The organism is Legionella maioricensis, from assembly GCF_023618015.1.
In the GTDB taxonomy this organism is placed as follows: Bacteria; Pseudomonadota; Gammaproteobacteria; order Legionellales; family Legionellaceae; genus Legionella; species Legionella maioricensis.
In genome coordinates this window covers 411509-432186 of record NZ_JAJKBJ010000001.1, presented here as the reverse complement: position 1 = coordinate 432186, position 20678 = coordinate 411509, and the positions used below count along the sequence as shown (strand labels likewise).

The following is a 20678-nucleotide window of genomic DNA, read 5'->3' as shown; positions in this document are numbered from 1 at the left end:
GGAGAGCCATTATGTTGTCTACACTAAAAAAAGCGAGTCTTGCAGTCAGAAATACCCGCACTATTTTAAGTCATGCGACAGGCTCACTACTGGAAACATTGCGAGAAGAGCTTGGCATGACGGATGCGCATCATAAAAAACAAATTGAAGCGCTATTGGATACCTATTGCTTGGCACCTTATTTACCAGATGAGGTCTACGATGCAGAAGCTGATATTTATCCTTACAAACAAGCCTCTCATATGATGTTTGAATGCTCGACACTAATCGGTGCCAGTGAAGAAACTGTGACTATTCTTACCAGTATATTAACGGATATTTTGCCACCGGAAAGTTGTTTTCATGCTTTGTTTTGGGCATCGCCTAAAATTGGCCACATGATTGATGAAATGGAACATCAACGCAATCAAGGCAGTGAGGTTTTAAAAGCCCTGGCACACCGAAGAGCTGAATTTTATCGCAAAGGGGTGTATGGCTCATTAACTAAAGAAAGTAATTTTGTTTTGCGTGATTTCCGACTTTTTCTATGTATTTCGATTCCACGAAAATCTATAGAAGACGACCGTTTGTTGCTTGGTAGTTTGCGCGAAGACATTAGCAATAATCTAAAGTCAGTCAACATTATGTGTAAGGAACTCTCTGTGGAACAAGTAATTAGCTTAAAGCGTGAATGGCTCTTTCCAACCGAGAGTTTATATGAAGAAAAAACTAATTATGATGCAAATACTGAAATTCGCTTCCAACTTACTGATATTGAAGCGAGCATGCGAGTTACGTCGAATCAAATAGAGATTGAGCGCGAAGAAGATACCCGCGTGATTAAATGCTTGTCCGTCAGGCAATACCCTAAATCTCCTATGCAATGGCAAATGGGTGATTTGTTTGGAAAATTGTTTAATGCCTCATTGCAAATAAGCTGTCCTTTTCTTTTTAGTTTTGCAGTACGAATTAAAGATAAAGACAAGGTGATGGCAGCATTAGATGCCAAGTATGCCGATGAAGGTCAAAATGCCAAACAGCCCTTTATTGCCAAGTGGGTCAAGAACTTTAATAAAAAATACGCAGAAATTGAGGAGTTAAGAGAGCGACTCAGCAGCGATGATTCTTTGGTTGACTCCTATTATAACGTCTTATTGTTTACAACCCCTGCTAATGTCCGTCGAGATGTACGACGCGCTAAGGATGTATTTCGTGGCAATCAATTTGATTTACGCACGCCAACTGGCTTGCAGTTACAAACACTTCTGGCATCTATGCCCTTTGCACCCGCTGAAGGGATGTTTGATGATTACAAATCATTTGGGAGGGTAAGGCCTTTAACCAGTTTTAATACGGTTAACTTATTACCTATCCAGGGAGAATGGAAAGGTGCAGGACGGTTCGCTCAAGTCTATCCACAAAGACGGGGGCAATTTACCGCTATTTATTTTTTTGACAACGTAGTCAGAAACTACAATGTCGCCATTGTTGCCCCTCCTGGAAAAGGAAAATCCTTCTTAATGAATGACTACATTCAAAGTCTGTTATCCCAGGGCGGCTTTGTTTATATTATTGATGTGGGCGGTTCCTACGCAAAATCTTGTGAGATGTTGAACGGACAGCTCATTGATTTTAATCATGACACCGAAATTAGCCTAAACCTCTTTTCAACAATTGATGTACAAGCCAAAAATGACACCGCATTTAAAGACGTTCACAATCAATTAATTCAGCTCGTTGGTATGATGGCAAGACCATCCGGTAACGTCAGTGATGAAGAACGAAGTCATATTGAGAAAGCCATTGAGGCAATGTGGCGACAACATCACAATGCTACAACAATCACTCTTATTGCTCATCACTTAGAAGCGAGTCACGATCCTATTTCTCAAAATATTGGGCGGCTGTTGTACAGCTATACTAAAAATGGTCGTTATGGCAATTATTTTGAGCCGCCCTGTTCATTGGATTTTAAAAGAAATTTAGTCATTTTGGAGTTGGGTGGTCTTGATGGAAATAAGGACTTACAACGCATTGTATTGAAAATCTTAATGTATCAAATCACTAATGCGATGTATTACACGCCAAAGCACATTCCCAAAAGTTGCTTGATTGATGAATCCTACGAATTACTTTCAGACAATGGCACGGGCGGCAGTGCTAATTTTGTGAACGAGGGCTATCGGCGAGCGCCTAAATACGGTGGTAATTTTATTACTGTGACCCATGGCTTAGATGATTATGACAACAATCCAACTGCCAAAATGTGTTACGACAATGCCTATTATAAAATCTTTTTAGGTGCCTCAAAAAGTACGATTGATACTTTAAAAACGAGTAATCAGCTGGATGCTTATGGTGAGCGTTTAATCCGAAGCCTTAAAATAACTAATGAATACTCTGAATTTTTAATGATGTGTGAAGAAAATTCAACAGTGCATCGTTTGATTGTTGATCCATTTTCACGCGTGCTAAACACTACACGTGGCCCTGAAGTAGAGGCTTTGAAACGATTAATGGCAACAGGTTTGCCATTAGCTGATGCCATTTCCAAGGTTGCTCAGGAGGTCTACGGTTATGTTTAAGACAACTAAAGTAGCGTTACTTACTGCACTCTTCACTAGCATCTTAGTTAATGGGATTTTTTATAGTGCTTTGAGGAAATCAGAGATTGCAACCGTTGATATTCTGGCAATTACCTCTGAATTCATCAAAAAAGAGGCACAAAAAAATCATTCAACTCCTGAAAAGGAGTTGGCAATCAAAGATTTTTCTCACCGTTTGGAGCAGGCCTTGAACGACTTATCGCGTTCCAAATCACTGATTTTAGTCCCAAGAGAGGCCGTGATTAAAGGTAGCCCTGATTATACAACTGTTCTGATGGATAGGGTGGGTTTGGAGTCTAAATCGTGAGAGCGCTTCTATTAATTATCTGCCTGTTTTATCTACCTTTGGTTAGCGCGAAGGATTTTGGCGTATTAGGAAAGACCTTCGTAATAGCTGAAATGGACTTTTTAGAGTACATCCAGAAAAAAATGGCAGGTATGCAGGCCAGTGGTGAGTGGAAGACGGTTCAGTCTGAATTTAAAAAACGGGTAAAGGAACATTTGGCGCGTCCAACACCTACACACTTACCCAGGGCAGTGGTAGATAAAACGTGGTTTTTTAATCCATCTCTTACAGTGCCTTACGATGTGAAAGACAGTCGCGGGGTGGTAATTGTTAAACAAGGCACAGTAATTAACCCGTTGGATAGAATAGGCTTAAGCAGCACACTTATTTTTTTTGATGGTGATGATGAAACGCAAGTGTCATGGGTTGTTCAAGAATTAAAACAGCATCAAAAAGTCAAACTAATCCTCATTGCAGGCTCTGTAAAGGATGTTGCTAACCAGTTTAAACAGGCTATTTATTTTGATTTAAATGGGTTTTTGGTCACCAAATTTCAAATAAGGCATTTGCCGGTAAGGATTGTGCAAGCAGGGAAGCGTCTACTAATTAATGAGGTGAGTATATGAAGTCCCTTTTTATGTTCCTTGCTTTTATTATTACCGGAGTAACAGAAGCAGGCTCGTGCCACGGTCGTTTTGTTAATCCCATCACCGATGTGTGTTGGTCGTGTTTGTTCCCCTTAAGTTTAGGACAAATAAACCTCATTTCTTCGAATCATTTACCAGACACTAAAAATCCTAAGTTGCCTGTTTGCGAATGCCCAGGAAATCCTATCCCACGTCTGGGATTAACGATTGGGTACTGGGAGCCTGTCAACTTAGTTGATGTTACCCGTACTCCTTTTTGTTTAGTTAATTTAGGAGGAATCTCCTTAAATTTTGGTAAGTATTATCGCAAGGGCACGGTGGAAACCGACAGCAATTTGTCCAATCAATCCTTTTATCATGTGCATTGGTACAAATTTCCATTGATGTATTGGCTTAATGTATTAACCGATGGCATTTGTGTTGAAAAAGTCGATTTTGATATTGCTTATCCCAGTGAATTAGATGTGATGTGGAACGACGATGAGCTGGGTTTTATCATCAATCCGGAAGCAGTATTATTTGGCAGTTTACTCGCACAAGCAGCCTGCGCTGCCGATGCAAGTACCGCCTTATTGGGCAGTGCCATAGATAAACTCTTTTGGTGTGCGGGAGCTCAAGGAAGTATGTATCCCTTAACAGGACATGTGCAAGAACACGTTGGCGGAGTTCAGGCCTCAGTGCTGCTATCTGAACGTATGAATTACAAGTTGCATCGCCAAGGACTACTGGAAGATACAGTAGGGCTTGATGATTCGACAAGCAGTACAAAATCCATTTGTCATACTCATTATTCCCCTATTTTACCCAAATCACGTTACCGGTATCAGATGGTTAATCCTTTGCCAACTACTCACGCCTGTTATCCATTGGGTCGTGCTACGAGCCTATGGGAGGCAGGTCATGAATACCCATTTAAGGGTGAAGATTTTGGGTATCTGATTTGGCGTAAGCGCAACTGTTGCGCCCTTTAATGATAGGAGCTGTGATGAACCCCACATTATTAGTTGTATTATTCTTGTTTTCAGCATCGGTCTTTGCAGCGGATGAAGCATATATTGCCTCAGTTGAATCAAATGCTAGAGATCGCGCCAATGCCTTTACTCAAGAAGTAAAACAAATTAGTAAAAACCTTGAAGCCTCAGAGAAATCAGGACAAATCGCTGAGTTTACTAATGAGATGCGTCAAGCCCCTAAAACACAAGAGCCTATAGCCACTCATTTGAAAAAAGTCGGTCAGGTTCTTGTGTTTTTATCGTTTTCGATGCCTGAAAGAAGTCTGCAAGCCTGGCTTTTACAATGCAAACGAAGTGGGGCAATTCCTGTAATTCGTGGGTTGATTCATAATTCGTTTAAAGAAACGATGACTGTTCTCCAAGCGTTAAGTCAGAAAACTGGGATTGGAATGCAACTGGATCCGATTCTTTTTAAAACTTTTGAAATAACTGCGGTTCCTGCTGTGGTTTATGTCAAAGACGTGCCTCTTTGTCCTGCCAATATGGATTGTAAGCCAGTTGATTACGACAAACTTTATGGTGATGTATCTCTGGATTACGCCTTGGAAAAAATGGATAGCGAACAAGCCATGGAGGATCCTGCGTTACATCAAATGATTCTTCTGTTAAAAGGAGAGCAAGTCAGATGAAATGCATCATTTATATTTTTTTGATATTAAGCTCACAAGTCAATGCGCTTGATCTGAAGCAGGCCTATAAAGAAGGCGCCCAGACAGGAACAAGCCATGAGAATCAATCCATTGACCTGTTGAAAGAGCTCGATCTTAATAAATTCCCTGGTTATCAAGCAAATCTACCGCAGGAACATTATTACAGTGGAGTCACTCAGGAAAATACAGGCCTTGAAACGGATTCACAAACAGTCGTTGTTGATAATGAATCAGGGAAAGCAGTTAGCGAAAGCTTCAATCACCGACCGTTGTATCAAGTAAATCCAGCTTCCGCATCTATGCAAAAACTGAATCAAATCGCAGAAAATGGGGATGCAATTATACGTGGTCAACATACTGATAAAACCACCTGTTCTTTAAAGCCCAAAGAGTGCCACTATTCTTGGCAGGAAAAAAAATGTCTGACTAGCAAAGGATTAGGAACACTGCATTGTGCCAGAATTCTGCGTTTGGAACTCTCACCTTACAAAACGGAAAGTTATACTTTATCTCTGCAAAAAAAAGGAAGGAGTAGCAAACCTTTTAAGGTCTCAGTTCATTTTTCTCAAACGGATACTTGCCAGCAGGGAAAAAATCCTTGCTATACGATTTATAAAGATCAAGTAACGGTTCCTGCGATTAAATTACCTGATCATTGTGCCATGGTTAAGGTAAGCATTGTGGATACAAAGGGTTTGGTCGTAGTGGAACAAACTGCTACCTGCGCCAATCCCTCTTTAACACTGTCTGTAGGAAAGTGTCGATATGGACATTGCACGATTCCTTATGTTCACTCCGTGACGATGACGGTAGAAATCTATCAAAGCAAAGAGAATTGGGATAATCAGTGCCAGCATTTAAAAAATAAGGAACAAGAAGGATTATGCCACATCACAGAACCCTTAACCTGCACAGAGCCCAATCAAACACGGGTTATTGGAGACGTTCCGTTTACCCGTCCTTGCTGGAAAGAGCGAGCAACCTATAAGTGTGGTGATGAGGGCCAGAACACTTGTGATGGCATTATAAATGAAGGATGTGAGCAAACTGCTTCAATCTGTTTAAAGGAGGAAGGTGGTCGTTGCAAAACCTACCAGCAAACCTATCAATGCCCACAAAACCAATGCACCGAGAATCAATTACTCTGTGGCGAGGGTGCATTTTGTTTGGAGGGTGATTGTGCAACACATGAATACAGTCCTGCCAATGAAGATGATTTCAAAAAAGCCATGTCTTCATTGTCAGCAGTATCGGATGCATCGAAAGATTTTGATGGAAATGCCAATTTTATTTTTAAAGGGCAGAAGCTTGAATGCTCCAAAGTAATGCTCAGATATAAAAATTGCTGCAGTGATTCTGGGTGGGGTGTTGATTTGGAACTGGCCCATTGTAGCGATAGTGAGAAAAAATTGGGTAAAGCCCGAGAAAACAAGCTGGTTGTTCCAACAGGCCAGTATTGTTATAAACGCAGAAAATTTCCTGGTGGTTCCGTATGTACCGATACCCATGAAACCTACTGTGTCTTTCAATCAAAATTAGCCCGCATTGTTCAAGAGCAAGGACGGCGGAATCAATTACATATAAGTTTTGGCCAAGGGAAGCATTCTAATTGCTCGGGGATTACGCCAGAACAAATGCAATTAATTCATTTTGAATCGATTAATTTTTCTGAATTTTACGACGAGGTAAAAAACAAGCTTAAAAAACCTGATTATGGACAAACAGCCAATGGAGTAAGTAAGCGCCTTAATGAATTTTATAACCAGGGAGATATTAATGGCTAAGTGGTTTTTTGTCTTTTTGATTAGTGTCAGCCCCTTTCTCTATGCCGAACAACCCTATCTTAACGAGCATGAAGAAGGTTGGTATTGGCATAAGGATCCAAAGGTACTTCCTAAAAAGAAAGCACAGGTGACATCCCCACTTATAAATAAATCAGCAGATCCTGATAAAACATGGAAATTAATTGGCGAGCGAGTGCAGCGCGCTCGTGCACAAGCTATTTTAAATCCAACTACTGCAAATATAGCTAGGGCAAGACGACTGCAACGTTTGATTGTGGCGCAGGCTAATCTTTTTTCTGAAAAATGGATGCTCGACTTGTTAATAAATCCTGATCAGGATGAAAGTCTTGTTAATCCGAGTGGCAGTACAGCACGTGATATTTACAACCAGCAAAACAGCATGCAAAAAGAAAGAGTGATTGTTCAAATTAGCCAGACATCGGGATTGCTGTATTTCTATAAAGGTGGAGAACCCTTCAGCGAGCGCATGGCGGAAGTTGTGAGTGACTTTGCTAACAGTTATCACATGACCGTCATTCCTATTGCCATGACTGATCATTTCTCTCCATTACTTCCTAATTCCCGGGTGGACTCAGGTGAGGCGAATCAAATGGGTGTAAAACATATTCCTGCCGTATTTGCTCTTAACCCAGTTTCTAAAAAAACTATGCCAGTTGCCTATGGTCTGATCAGTCAATCGGAACTGAAAGAAAACATATTAATGGCAACCAATGCTTTTCAATCAGGGGAATACAATGCGCAATAAATCAGCGGTTTTAATAGTGTTAGTGATGTTATTTGCGTCCTGTGTGTATGCAAATCGTGCTGATACACCACTTCATACGCTTGCTAAACAACAAGGATTTTTCTTCTTTTACAGTTCGAGCTGCCCTCATTGCCAGCGTTTTGCACCGACACTAAAACGTGTAAGTCAGCAATATGGCTTTAGCGTAGTTGCAATTTCGGTTGATGGCGGTTTTTTATCATCATTTCCTGATGCGGTAATGGATGAAGGGCAAACCAAGGTATTTCAAGTCAGCGTTTTTCCTTCTCTCTTCTTGATTAACCCAAAGGATCAATTAGCACGGCTTGTAACCGAGGGCAATATTGATGAAGGTGAATTGATTAATCGTCTACTGAAGATGAGTCAGACACTTGGCGAAGAGGTGGCTCAATGAAAAAAATTATTCTGTCATGGGCTCTGATGAGCGCCATTAGTGTTAGTCACGCTAAATCAATAGGAGATGATTTAACAAGCTATTTTAAAGCCCTCAATATGGGCGCTAATGTAACAGAGCCTCATGCTTATCAGGCACAGCGTGCCGGTTTTTATACGGGTGGTAATTTGTATGCCAGAAGTAGTGTACGTAATCTACAAATCATGCGTTTGAACTGGCCTAAAGTATCCGCAGGCTGCGGGGGTATTGATGCTACCTTTGGCGGATTTTCCCACATCAAGGGTAAAGAGTTTGTCGATTTCACCAAAAATATATTGAACAACTCACAAGGATTAGCTTTCCAGTTGGCCTTAGAGCAAGCCACACCACTTTTAGGTAATGTAGCCACTAAATTGCAAAATGTAGCTACTTGGGTGAATCAATCAGGGATGAACTCATGCCAGATGTCTGAGAGTGCAGTGCTTGGTTTATGGCCTCGTACCCGCCAGGCACAACAGCATGCCTGCCAATCCATCGGTCAATCCAAGAATCTTTTTTCTGATTGGGCAGAGGCGCGGCAAGGGTGTGGTAAAGGTTCCAGCAATTACGATTACGACCGGGTAATTAATGAAAACAGTAGCAATGAGCAAGTAGTTGACAATACTAATGTGGCATGGAATGCATTAAAGAAAAACGGTCTATTTGCAGACGACACCGAATTAGCCCAGCTCATGATGACTTTATCAGGCACCCTAATTCTTACTCGTGATGCAGAAGGAGTACATGTCCAACGCCTGGCTTCCTTAGTGAGTAACAATAATTTAATCAGTGCACTTTTACGTGGTGGCGAGGTGAGAGTCTATCAATGTGATGAAAAGGTCAAATGCTTACAACCAACTTTAACCAGTAAAACCATTGATATGAGTCATGGTTTAGAGTCAAAAGTTCGTGACCTTATCTTGGATATGGCAAGTCATATTAAAGACAATGTGGAGCAAAGTGAAGCCGTAAAAGGATTGATAGAGTCTACCCAATATCCGGTTATGAAAATGGTCAGCGTGCAACTTGCCTTTATGAAAGATAGTACGGTAATAGACACCACTCGATATTCAGAGGCCATTGCCATTGATATTTTGTTTCAATATTTGAATGAAAACCTGCAACTCATCAAACAGGCAGCAGGCACTCTGCAATATCCAGAAGCAATCATGAAAGAGTTTCAATCCGATCTTACCCAAGCTCGTCAAGATCTCACGCAAATGGAAGGCACAGCGCATCAGCGTATGAGCATGGCAATGCAAATGATCCAGGAAACCCAAACCATCGAGCAAATGTTGGTCGGTGAATTTTCATCAGAGCTCACTCAATCTTTGAGTTGGGCCAATCAGTTGAGGTAAATGCGATGGCTGTTACGATGCAAATTTATACAATTACCGGTGGTGAGTTGATTAAAGCATTTTATAACGCCACAGCCGCTATGTTTCACTATGATGGAATATTAGGAATTTTTAGAACTGCACTAATTATTGGTGGTGTTTGGACAGTTGGCCAATTTATTGTAAAGCGTGACATTCGTAACATGTTTTTCTTTATCTTAAAATATGCTTTTGTTATCTCCTTTATCCTCACGCCTACCTGTAACCTACAAATCCACGACAGAACTGACCCACTGCGCCCAGATTTAACTGTTGATAATGTTCCCTTGGTTCTGGGTGTTGTTGGGGGCTTGAGCAGTCAGTTAAGCGATAAAATAACGCAGCTTTTTGAATTCTTCTTTCATTCACCTAACGACATGGATTACAGTCAAACAGGCATGATCATGGGTGCGAAGCTCTTTTTATCAGCGAGCAATATTAAAATTACCGATCCCGTATTTAATTCAAACATGCAAAAATTCATGCAGCAATGCGTCTTCTATGATGTGATGTATGGTCGATATAGTTTAAAAGACATTAACCAGGCAAGAGATATTTGGGAATTGGTTAAATCGAATGCTTCGGTTGCGCGTGGATTTATTTACGATGGACAGTTTAGATCCTGTGTGGAAGCAGCTGCCTTATTGGATGGCGCGTGGAATAGCGTCATTGAAGACGCTAAATCCAAGTACGCAGGCTTTGCTTTTGGTAATCATTCAGATGCCTTGGCCAATTTTGAAAAGTATCTCCCACAGGCTTACAATCATTTAACGGCCATGTCCAGTGATGCAGCAGCACTGATTCGGCAAAATATGATGGCCAATGCTATTCGAGATGGCGTGTTTTCTATGGGCGCTCGTGTAAACTCCAAAGCGGCCATTGACAGTTTTTCAGCAAGTCGTTCGCAAGACAAAATTCCCGCGGCATTAAGTAATATTGGATTGATGTCCGCTTATTGGTTGCCTATGTTGCAGAGTCTTTTGTTTTGCATCGTCATAGGATGTTTTATTTTCGTTTTGTTCTTTTTCCCTTTTCCCTGCGGCATTACATTTTTCCAATTTTACGCAACACTTTATGTTTGGCTTGCCTTGTGGGCACCGATGTTTACAGTAATTAACTATATCATGACCATTTTGGCTCAGTTTTCATTATCTTTTGTCTCAACAGGAGTGACTACCCTGATGTATCAAACAGGAATGAATCAAGTCTACGAAAATATGGCGGCTTTAGGTGGATATTTAGTCTTAGCGACTACTACCTTGAGTTATATGTTAATCAGTCGACAAGTGGGTAGCTTTGTTTCGGTTGCGCAACAACCTACAGGTGTTGTTCAAAATGCCGCATCCTCTGCGGCTGAAGAAGCACAAATGGGTAATTACAGTTATGGTAATACTAGTTTTGGCAACCATCATGGGTTTAACAACAGCTCTTTTCATAATGATCAAAATGCAAGAGTATCGTTAGGTGGCATAGAAACCAGTCTTGATAGTGGCTCGATTGCAAGGCTATCAAGGGATGGCAGTGAAACATTGACCATGGCAACTGCGACTTCACATACCCCACTTAATATTCAACTAGGCGAAAGCACGCGCTCTGCGTTTACTGAATTATCAGACAACGCCAAGAGTGCTGGATTTAATAAATCAATTGCTTCATCACAGCAATATGCTGCATCGCTTCGAAGCTTAGCAGAATTAGGTGAAACACAATCACATAACGAACAAAGTGGACAAGGATATCAAATATCTACTTCAGCAGGTTTTAATCAAGCGGCATCAAAGATTTCTAATCTTATTGATACTTTTGCTCACGATCATAATATTTCTCGGGATGAGGCCACAAAAGTATTAAGTGCCGCCAGTATTAATTTTGGTGGTTCAGGTGGTTTGGGGACTGGCTCTGCTGTTCCTGGGTTAAAAGGAAATGTTGAGTTGGGAGGAAATTTACGCCGCGAATGGGATAAATCAAACTCCCATCAAGATGCACGCTTGATGAATGAAGCACGCCGTTTTAGTGATGAACATCATTTTACTGCTGTAGTTAATGAGGCACGACAAGCTACTAAAGATGAGCATTTTCGTGCATCCGATGATTTTAGTGGACGCTTGGCTAACAATTTTTCAGCAGGCTATGATAAATCCATGAATTATCGTGATGAGGCTATGGCAAGTTTTTCTGAATCAGAGAGTTATCAGCGACAAGCAACTAGATCCAGTGAGCAAACAGCGTCGATTAATCTTGATGCGCAAACAGGTTTTATTGATTGGTTATCACATCATCGTGCTCCTAATAGTCAGGGCACTATTGGGTTACAGCAAGCAGAATGGCTGATTCGTCATGATCCTGAATTAGCGCAGTCTTATGCTCGACAATTTGTTACTGAAAAGACAGAGCAAACGATTAACCAATTTCAAAAAAATCATCCTATTAATGAACATCAGGTGCAACAAAAAAATAATGTTTTTAAAAATCATATTAGAGGTAATGAGGGCGTAGATCATGCGCTTAATGATTATTCCAATACTTTGAATAAGAGAACCCAGAACATCAATGTAGGTAACGTTAGCAAAGAATCAGTTACAGCAGTTGACAAAGATTTTGTTCGCTCCAATAAAGAAATCTCTAAGAATTTAGGCGGTATTGTTCAAGATGGCTCCCAACTGATGCAGGATGTAATCGTTGCTCAATCTAACAAGGACGTAAAATGATGGCTACCAGGAGCGCGTACCATAGGGATTTCCTGAGATATCCATACCACTGCTGCCCGACATCGGACGGCCTGAGCTTGGATTTATGCTCACGTGGGAGCCGTAATTATTTGAACGATGGTAACTGGGTGATTCATTTGATGAAAACGGCTGGTTTAATGACGAAGAATCAGATCCGCCATGTCCCAAAGATAATGCGTAGCCTAAGTCAGAGAGCATTAAAACAAAGCCAAAAGAAGAACCAAGACCATACGAAGCTAAAGGCACAGCCACAAACAAGAACCAATCAGCGCAGTAGAAAAATAACGAGCCGCTATTACTTGGAAACGCTCCAAAAGCAAGGAAGGCTAAAACTTCAATTAAAAGAACAAGAGATCCTATTCCTAGGGAGGCCAACCGAATTTGTTTTTGTTCAGCAGCGGATAGCTCATCAATTGAACGAATTATCACTTGCCCTTTATGGTTCTTCTCCATTGAATTTCCTCCTTTTTTATTATTCTAGCGTGATTTTCACTCTTTTTATACTGATTCGGAGTCAATTATGGCTATAAATCCCACAAAATTGTTTATACGCGGCGGTCAAATCTTTTTACACAATGTACGCATGTTCACGCAAGTAGGTAAGAAAGTTAGCCTTGCTATGATCATAGTTTTTTTTGCTTTCACAGTGATGACTTTTTATTTTAATACCAGTACTTATCAGCGTTATATAGGTCAAGTGTGGGTTAAAGCCCAAGCAATGGTCCTAATACAAAGCAAAGCGAAACAAGTAGTACGTATGCCAACAGGTGAATCTTATCCGGTGTATTCGGCACAAATTGTAAAAGCCTCTATGGTCATTACATTTATAGATCAACTAAAGCGAGCACTATTTTACAGTCTGATGGAGTCATTATTTGCCTCCATGGGGATGTTGATTATTATGGTTAAATGGCTACAAAAAAGAGGAGAAAATCAAAGTAAATCCAAAATCATTCGTGGTGGTGAGCTAGTTGATGAAGAAACCTTACAAAAACGTATTAAAAAAACAACAAGAATTTCTCCCTATAAGATTGGGCGGGTGTCACTTCCTTTAGGTTCTGAAACTCAGCATATACAAATAGTGGGTACAACAGGCTCTGGAAAAACTGTTGCTATTCGTAATCTATTAACAACGATTCGAGATAGGGGTGAACGTGCCATTATTTATGATAAGGGAGGGACTTATTTATCCCGTTTTTATCGCGAAAATCAGGATGTAATTTTAAATCCTCTGGATACCAGAGGCCATTCCTGGAATGTCTGGGCAGAGTGCGAAGATAAGGCTGATCTTGAAGCTCTGGCTGAGGCAATCATGCCAATGCCTATTAATAACACCATGGATCCTTTCTGGATCAAAGCCGCGCGTATGATTTTTGTATCTACAGCCAATGAACTAAAAAATGATTCCAATCGCTCCAACCTTATGTTATTGCAATATTTGCTCACGGCAGATTTAGGCCGTATCCATCATTTATTACGTCATACTGAATCTGAATCACTGGTATCGGATAAAGTACAAAAAACTGCGTTAAACGTAAAAACTGTAATGGCCACCTATTTAAAGTCCTTGTTGTATTTGAAAGATGATGGTGACATATTTTCGATTCGTGACTGGATTTTGAATGACCAAAGCAACTCTTGTTTGTTTGTCAGTTCTGATGGGCGCAAACATCCAACGATTAGGCCATTAATATCAGCCTGGATTAATACCGCTACCAAAGAGCTCTTAAGTTTAGCTCCCAATGATAACCGAAGAGTTTGGTTTATTTTAGATGAGTTAGCTACTTTGCATGCTTTACCTTTTTTAGCCGCAGTTAAATCAGAAAGCCGTAAATTTGGCGGTTGTTTCCTATTGGGTCATCACGGCGCATCCCAATTACGTACTATCTATGGTAACGATGGTGCTGCGTCCCTTTCCAACTTATGTTCAACCCGCTTATTTTTGCGCTTACCTGAACATACTGATGCAGAGCATGCTTCTCGTAATATTGGTACTTATGAAGTTGAAGAAGTGAATGAATCAGTTAGTTATGGGGCAAACACTATGCGCGATGGGATTTCTGTATCTCGGCAGATTAAAGAAAAGCAACTGGTGTTACCAACTCAAATCCAGGTGGTTAATGACTTACAAGGGTATTTGCGCGTCAAAGGGGAGTTCCCTGCTGCAAAGGTTAAGCTTGATTATGTGGATTATCCACTTATTCATGAAGAGTTTATCGCGCGCGACATTGATCCCGATCCCTTGCGTCAAAAAATAGAAAAATTAGTTGACACCTACAGCGATCCTCTTCTGGCAGCCTCTCATGATGAGGCATTAGTGGCGGTAATAACACCAAAGAAAGAATCGGTAAAAATTGAAACAAAAGAAAAAGAGAATGTTGAGTTCCTATAAAAGCAGCTTAATCAAAGTCGCGGAGGAAATATGTTAAGTATTCAGCCATTAAAAAGTGCCGAAGGAGCGGCATCTTATTATCTTGATGTTGTTAATTATTATGCTAACGATTCCAAAAGCGTGCGTTGGTTAGGAGACGGAGCCAAAGTACTTGGCATCCACGGACAAACATTAGAAAAAGATCAAATGATGGCTCTTCTCAAAGGAAGCTTGCCTGATGGAACCCAACTTGGCCGAATTGATCAGGACGGCATTCATCATCGCCCAGGTTTTGATATGACAATTACTGCGCCTAAATCCTTTTCCATATTGCTTGAAAGCGGCGCTGACCCAAGGCTGGGTGATATATTTGATAAGGCCCTTGAATGGTTTGTTGAGCAAATGGAGGAAGAATTTTCCCAAGCACGCCAATTAGTTGATGGAAAAGTTGAGTACATTGATACTCAGAATTTTGTGATTGCAGCGTTTCGCCAACCAAGTTCTCGTGCTAATGATCCAAATTCACATGGGCACTTGGTTAGCTTAAACATGACAATGTGCCCAGATGGGAAATGGCGCTCACTTGCCAGTGATATGGATGCTAATAGGGGTGTGGTTGAGCAAATAATGAAGCATCATATTTATGGCGGGCTTAAATTTCGCAATAAATTAGCAAACTTAACCAAAGAGTTAGGCTATACAGTGGTTTCTGATGGCGATGGTTTATGGGAAATTCAAGATGTGCCTAATGAGGTTTTAGCTCATTTTTCAAAACGGCGTAGTTCGATAGATTCAATGCTCGATGAAAAGGGATGGACTGGTGCAAAAGCTTCATCCTTGGCGGCTCAAAAAACAAAGCCTGATAAAGAAATTATTGATCATGAGCAGTGGAAAGAAGACATCATCAGAGAATGCCATGAATTGAATTTTGATCCTCATCAATTGGTAGAGGCAACCTATAAACAGCAAAAAAAAGTGTTTCAAACCGTAAAAGAAGCAATCGTGGAGCGCTTTTATGGCAAAGAGAACATCGAAATGAATCATGCCAGGGAAGCTGTGTATGTTGCCATTGAATCGGTCAGTCAACAACAGGCGGTATTTGAACAAAGAGAGTTAAAAAAAGAAGCACTTAAGCATGTCATAGCCAGTAACAGCATAGTTGATGAAAAATATATTGATAAAGTGATTGCTGAAAATATTAAAAATCAAAACCTATATGAAGCCAAGCATCCCTATACTCAAAAAGCATTGTTGACAACGCCTTGGCAACTGACTATGGAGAGTGAAGCAATTCAAAGCATAGAAAATGGTAAGGGTGCAGTTGGGGCAATTTGTTCCAAACAAACGGTTCGAGATTTTATAAAAGATAAAGAGCAAGACATGCAGTTTTCTTTATCTTCTTCACAGAAAAAAGCCATGACGCTCTTTTTAACCTCAACGGATCGATTTATTGCCATTCAAGGGTATGCTGGAACTGGCAAAACCACCATGTTGCGTTTAACCCGAGAACTGGCATTCCTTCATGGATATGCAATACGCGGTATTACGGCAGGCTCATCCGCTGCCAATGAACTGCGTAATAAAGGTGGTTTGAATGCCACAACCTTTGCAAGGGAGTTAGGCCAATTACAAAATCAAAAACAGGACTTAAGTAAAACCATATTTGTAATTGATGAAGCTTCGATGTTGTCTAATCCCCAAGGTCATAAAATTATTAAACTCGCAGAACAATTTAATACACAGCTAAAGATCATTGGCGATAAAGCCCAACTTCCATCACCATCCAGCGGGAAATTATTCTCTGTCGTTCAGGATTATGGGATTAAAACCGTTGCTATGACGGATAATCTTCGCCAGAAGGACGCAGAATTGAGGGAATCGGCCATTCATGCTGGCAGAGGTGAAATCTATGATGCAGTTGATAAGTTAACCCATGTTGAAACGCTTGATACTTATCTAAAGCGAGTTGAGTATATTTCAAGCAAGTGGTTATCTCTAACACCAGAAGAACGGCAAAACACACTATGCTTTGCGCCAACGCACAAGAACCGCCAGGATATAACGCAGATTTTACGAAACGCCCTAATTAACGAAGGAACTCTAACTGGACAGGAGCATCTGCAACCCATATTAAAAGAACGCAATTTAACCGGAATTAAGCTCCGAAATGCAGCTTATTATAGTCAAAACGATGTCATTCGTTTTAATCATAGTATCAAACGGTATAACATCAAAGCAGGAGATTATTTAACTGTTGGGCAAGTTACTAACGCAAACAAGCAAAAGAATACGCTGCTCCTTAAGCTCGAAAATGATCAAACCATCAAATTCAAACTGTCCTCACTACCTGAATTTAAAACAGAAAATAAAGATCTGGAACGTCCAGTCGAAGTATATCGGCAGGAACAGTTGAGTCTAATGGCCGGTGATCAAATCCAATGGAAACGCAATTCTGAACACAACGGTATTCGCAATTCTGAATTGGCAACCATCAAACAAATCACCAAAGAGGGAATAGAGCTCACCACAGAAGACAATCAAACCCTATACTTACCTCACAGAGCAAAGGAACTACGTCATCTTGATCATGGCTATGTGCTCACGACCTATGCTACCCAGGGCAAAGATAAAAAAAGAGGTCTTGGACTTATTGAAAGCCAAAACCGATTTGCATCAACCATCCAAAACTATTACGTGGAAACAACACGAGGTATTTGGGAAATGATAGTAGTCACGGACGATAAAGATCACCTGGTCAAAGCCATTACTACCAATAACAACGATAAGTACTCCTCAATGGATATGGTTGATTCAGAAGTCCTAAAAGCACATGAAGCACGTTTTAAAGAGCACAAAAACAGCATGGTCTTACAAAATGCCATTGAAAAAAAATTATCGAAAGAACAAGACTGGCAGGGCTTGGAACAGACAGTAGAAACCTATGTTCAATGCAAACAACAAGGACAAGATAGAAAAGCGACAAAAATAGCGTTTGCCATTGTGAATGATCCTAAACTGTATCGCCTTGCCAAAGAACGCTTGGGTTTTGGTGTTAGTACCTATCGGCGTGAAGCCCTGCGTTTTCAAACCTCAAAATTATTTCATTCACTACCCAAAGCAGAACGCCAGGATTTTTCTACTGTTAGGCAGTATGTGTCTTTAAACCAACAAATCCTTAAACGAAGTCAGCATATCAACGCGCAATCGTTGGATAATGGAATTTCAAATCAGAATAAACAAGCTCTGCAACAACTGTCTGCTAAACGCAATGCAGTAGCTTTTGTAATTAGTAGGGATCTGGAGCGTTATAAACCCTATTTACAGCATTTTTCTATCGGAGAACTAAACCGGATTGGATTACCACAGCATGAGTATGGCAAGGAATTTAAAAAAGCACAGCTACGTCTGGAATCACTTGGCAAGCAGGCAACAAGGGACTTAATACGCACCAATATTTCGCTCTATTTAAACGCACAAGGCGAAGAGAAAGAACGACTCGCAGCTTTAATTAAAAGAGAATCCAAGTTATCACACTCTTTTGTTTTAACGCATGCAAAAGAACTGAACCAAAAGCCTGAATCGTTGTGGCTATCCATTCATAAAGATGCGCGTTTGCAAAGTGATAAGCTGTTTCGCAATGGATTAAGTGCCGAGGGAAGATTGGCATTCGATAATGTCAAAGCCTATAAAGCGTTACAGTTGGAGCTTAGAGAGAATTGGACTACAAGTCTAAAAAAAGCTGAAAACAGTGAAGGGAAGGGGGATAATCCAAAATCTATTGAGTTAATCACTGCTCGTAATGAGTTAGCCCATAAATTGATGCACAATAAAGCCATGCTTGAAATAGCCTCCTATTTCAAGCTGGATTTAGCAAAGCTAACAACACAGAAAGAAAAGCATCAGTATCGGGAAAATATCAAGCAATTTTCGGCAAATAAGTCTAATTTTAAAGCACGTCTTGCAGTAATTAATGAGATTAAAAATGATATCGCTGGTCACTATCCTTTCATAAAGGAAGCAAATCTTGAAACCAAAATCCTTAGTAAATATCTACGTGTTACCGACAGACAAGAACGATTTTCTACTCTTTCATCCTCTGAGAAAAAAGATTATCAATGCTTCCTGACTTACAAAAAAGCCAGCGTTCAAGCATACAAACTTTGGCAGCAAGCTCACCTTAATAAAGCCGATGGCAAGGTGCAAAATAACAAGCTGATTTCAGAAGCAATCACTCAGTCATCAAAACGTGATGCATTGGCTCATCAACTAAAAGACTCAAAGTACCTTGATTCAATTTTATCCTATGAAAAAGGCAACAAAGAAAAGCTGTTAGCCCAGGCTAGCAACCACCAAATAAAATTACGTGAAATTAAAGAGCTAAATGAAGTCGTACACACACTATCAACTCAATTTCCTAGTGTCACAAACTCTAGTTCTGCAAAAGAAATATCAGCTTGGAAAAAGAATTGGTTATCCCTTTCTAGTGACATGAAGCAAATTGAAAAAGGCAAAGGGTATCAATTAGCATTACAAGAATATTCCTTGAATGTGTCGTCCGTAAAAGCAATTAATAAGGAATTAGAAAGCAACTATGATTTTAAGCCAGAAATGGTTGCTCCAAAACCATTACAATCAACCAATCCGGCCTTACAAAAAATCCAAAAATCTGCACAATTTTTGGATGCAAGAATTGTTAATGAAGCCTTGATGGTCGACCCTGCAACCACCTATAAAGCAATCTGGGGTGAGCCAAAAACACAAAACTCCAGAGAATTACGTTATTCTGGCGGCTTAATTGTAAGCTTGAAAGGCAAGGACAAAGGCTTATGGCATGATTTTAGTGACGGGATAGGCGGCGCACCGATTCAAGCAATTATGGCAAGAGATAACCTGTCCTTTAAAGAAGCTCTCTCCCAAGCTGTGTCCATGGCAGGCATCAATCAATTAGAAGAGCCATCCAAGCTCATAAAAGCCCCCACTCCAAGTAAAAATGAGGTACAAAAATTAAGTGATCTTGAAAAAAAGAACAAAGTAATTTCAGCAAAAAGCATCTGGGATGGTTCTATCCCAGCAAAAGGAACACTAGCCGAAAAATATCTAAAACAACATCGAGGTATAGAATCCATTGATAAAATGGATATACGCTTCTGGCCAACTGGCTCTCAATGGAAAAACTGCAATGAACAAGGATTATTGGAAGATAAAGTCAATAAAATCCCAGCATTAATCATTGCAGCAAGAAATGAGAAAAATGAGCTGACAGGGGTTCAACGAATTTACCTGGACAAGCAAACTGCCAGTAAAAATAAATTCATGGACAATCCAAAGCTATCCAAAGGAATCATAGAAGGCAGTTGTGGCGTTATTCAAAAAGGAATGCAAGGCTCTTGCCTTTATATCGCCGAAGGCTTTGAAACGGGAGCATCTATAGCACTTGCGGACAGCAAAGCCACAGTATTATGTTCTTTTGGTGTGTCAAACATGAAGAACTTAATTCCAATCATCAAGAAATTCAATCAAAAGGAAGTCGTTATTGCAGGAGATAATGATGGTGAACTCGCTAAATCACAACAAGCTATCGAAAAATCAATTGATGCTTTTAAACAAGATAACTTAAGTGCCAGAGCAGTATTTCCCAATGGGTTGCATGGGAAAGAAAAAACGGACTGGAACGATATTCATTTAAGCAAAGGGGTTGCAGAAATCCAAAAACAACTAATGAAAAATGATATAGGAGCTATTTCATCAACCGTTGATAAGCCAATTGAACTATCAAAAACAATTGCCGATTTTGCACAAATGAAATCCATAAAGTTAAGCGACAGCCAATTAATTTCTATTAGAGACAAAGCTGCAATAATTTCAAAAAAAAGTGAATTAAATCAATTGGTTGAAACTTACAACAAAAGCCAGCATGCGCTAGAAAAATCTGGCTCATTCAGCCATGAAAAATCATTATTCATAAAAATAAGGCATGAAGTAGAAATGGAGCTTTAGTGTTTCTTTGATTCGGTGTCAACCGCCGAACCCTAAGTGTATAA

General features: G+C 40.2%; 13 protein-coding genes. 12 read left to right on the top strand and 1 reads right to left on the bottom strand.

Going from position 1 to position 20678, the window contains the following annotated elements; all coding sequences use genetic code 11:
- Positions 1–11: 11 nt before the first annotated feature.
- From traC to LOX96_RS01830, 10 genes are read left to right on the top strand one after another with little or no spacing between them, the layout of a single operon-like run.
- Positions 12–2564, top strand: a complete 2553-nt coding sequence (traC, locus tag LOX96_RS01875; protein WP_058387888.1) for a type IV secretion system protein TraC — start codon at positions 12–14, stop codon at positions 2562–2564.
- Positions 2557–2892, top strand: coding sequence for a TrbI F-type domain-containing protein (locus LOX96_RS01870; protein WP_058387887.1), 336 nt, complete (start codon positions 2557–2559; stop codon positions 2890–2892). The genes traC and LOX96_RS01870 overlap by 8 nt, the downstream gene beginning before the upstream one ends.
- Positions 2889–3497 (top strand): type-F conjugative transfer system protein TraW, encoded by a 609-nt coding sequence (traW, locus tag LOX96_RS01865; protein ID WP_058387886.1) that lies wholly within the window; start codon positions 2889–2891, stop codon positions 3495–3497. The genes LOX96_RS01870 and traW overlap by 4 nt, the downstream gene beginning before the upstream one ends.
- Positions 3494–4489: a conjugal transfer pilus assembly protein TraU gene (gene traU / locus LOX96_RS01860; RefSeq protein ID WP_058387885.1), complete on the top strand. Its 996-nt coding sequence runs from the start codon at positions 3494–3496 to the stop codon at positions 4487–4489. The genes traW and traU overlap by 4 nt, the downstream gene beginning before the upstream one ends.
- Positions 4490–4503: 14 nt before the next feature.
- Entirely contained in the window at positions 4504–5160 is a 657-nt protein-coding gene (gene trbC / locus LOX96_RS01855; RefSeq protein WP_237761318.1) for a type-F conjugative transfer system pilin assembly protein TrbC, read from the top strand.
- A complete protein-coding gene (traN, locus tag LOX96_RS01850; RefSeq protein ID WP_058387883.1) occupies positions 5157–6965 on the top strand; it encodes a type-F conjugative transfer system mating-pair stabilization protein TraN in 1809 nt (602 codons plus the stop codon). Before trbC ends, traN begins: the two co-directional genes overlap by 4 nt.
- Positions 6958–7731 carry a type-F conjugative transfer system pilin assembly protein TraF gene (traF, locus tag LOX96_RS01845; protein WP_058387882.1) on the top strand — a complete coding sequence of 258 codons (774 nt, stop codon included), beginning with the start codon at positions 6958–6960 and terminating at the stop codon, positions 7729–7731. Before traN ends, traF (LOX96_RS01845) begins: the two co-directional genes overlap by 8 nt.
- Positions 7721–8143, top strand: coding sequence for a conjugal transfer protein TraF (traF, locus tag LOX96_RS01840; RefSeq protein WP_058387881.1), 423 nt, complete (start codon positions 7721–7723; stop codon positions 8141–8143). Before traF (LOX96_RS01845) ends, traF (LOX96_RS01840) begins: the two co-directional genes overlap by 11 nt.
- The gene (locus LOX96_RS01835) at positions 8140–9519 is read left to right on the top strand and encodes a conjugal transfer protein TraH (RefSeq protein WP_250420760.1); all 1380 of its coding nucleotides are present in this window, start codon (positions 8140–8142) and stop codon (positions 9517–9519) included. The genes traF (LOX96_RS01840) and LOX96_RS01835 overlap by 4 nt, the downstream gene beginning before the upstream one ends.
- A 17-nt stretch (positions 9520–9536) precedes the next feature.
- Entirely contained in the window at positions 9537–12245 is a 2709-nt protein-coding gene (locus tag LOX96_RS01830) for a conjugal transfer protein TraG N-terminal domain-containing protein (protein WP_250456340.1), read from the top strand.
- 3 nt (positions 12246–12248) lie between these two features.
- On the opposite strand, the gene LOX96_RS01825 is transcribed toward LOX96_RS01830, so the two are convergent.
- Entirely contained in the window at positions 12249–12719 is a 471-nt protein-coding gene (locus LOX96_RS01825) for a hypothetical protein (RefSeq protein WP_058387879.1), read from the bottom strand.
- Between the two features lie 67 nt (positions 12720–12786).
- On the opposite strand from LOX96_RS01825, the gene traD reads away from it, so the two are divergent.
- A complete protein-coding gene (gene traD / locus LOX96_RS01820) occupies positions 12787–14658 on the top strand; it encodes a type IV conjugative transfer system coupling protein TraD (protein WP_237761315.1) in 1872 nt (623 codons plus the stop codon).
- Positions 14659–14688: 30 nt separating this feature from the next.
- On the top strand, positions 14689–20634 hold the full coding sequence (traI, locus tag LOX96_RS01815) for a conjugative transfer relaxase/helicase TraI (RefSeq protein WP_058387877.1): 5946 nt from the start codon (positions 14689–14691) through the stop codon (positions 20632–20634).
- Positions 20635–20678 lie beyond the last annotated feature (44 nt).

What these genes read in the sequence shown, in the direction of transcription:
- traC (WP_058387888.1), top strand. Translation starts at nt 12, where the DNA reads ATGTTGTCTACACTAAAAAAAGCGAGTCTTGCAGTCAGAAATACCCGC.
- LOX96_RS01870 (WP_058387887.1), top strand. Translation starts at nt 2,557, where the DNA reads ATGTTTAAGACAACTAAAGTAGCGTTACTTACTGCACTCTTCACTAGC.
- traU (WP_058387885.1), top strand. Translation starts at nt 3,494, where the DNA reads ATGAAGTCCCTTTTTATGTTCCTTGCTTTTATTATTACCGGAGTAACA.
- trbC (WP_237761318.1), top strand. Translation starts at nt 4,504, where the DNA reads ATGAACCCCACATTATTAGTTGTATTATTCTTGTTTTCAGCATCGGTC.
- traN (WP_058387883.1), top strand. Translation starts at nt 5,157, where the DNA reads ATGAAATGCATCATTTATATTTTTTTGATATTAAGCTCACAAGTCAAT.
- traF (WP_058387882.1), top strand. Translation starts at nt 6,958, where the DNA reads ATGGCTAAGTGGTTTTTTGTCTTTTTGATTAGTGTCAGCCCCTTTCTC.
- traF (WP_058387881.1), top strand. Translation starts at nt 7,721, where the DNA reads ATGCGCAATAAATCAGCGGTTTTAATAGTGTTAGTGATGTTATTTGCG.
- LOX96_RS01835 (WP_250420760.1), top strand. Translation starts at nt 8,140, where the DNA reads ATGAAAAAAATTATTCTGTCATGGGCTCTGATGAGCGCCATTAGTGTT.
- LOX96_RS01830 (WP_250456340.1), top strand. Translation starts at nt 9,537, where the DNA reads ATGCAAATTTATACAATTACCGGTGGTGAGTTGATTAAAGCATTTTAT.
- LOX96_RS01825 (WP_058387879.1), bottom strand. Translation starts at nt 12,719, where the DNA reads ATGGAGAAGAACCATAAAGGGCAAGTGATAATTCGTTCAATTGATGAG.
- traD (WP_237761315.1), top strand. Translation starts at nt 12,787, where the DNA reads ATGGCTATAAATCCCACAAAATTGTTTATACGCGGCGGTCAAATCTTT.
- traI (WP_058387877.1), top strand. Translation starts at nt 14,689, where the DNA reads ATGTTAAGTATTCAGCCATTAAAAAGTGCCGAAGGAGCGGCATCTTAT.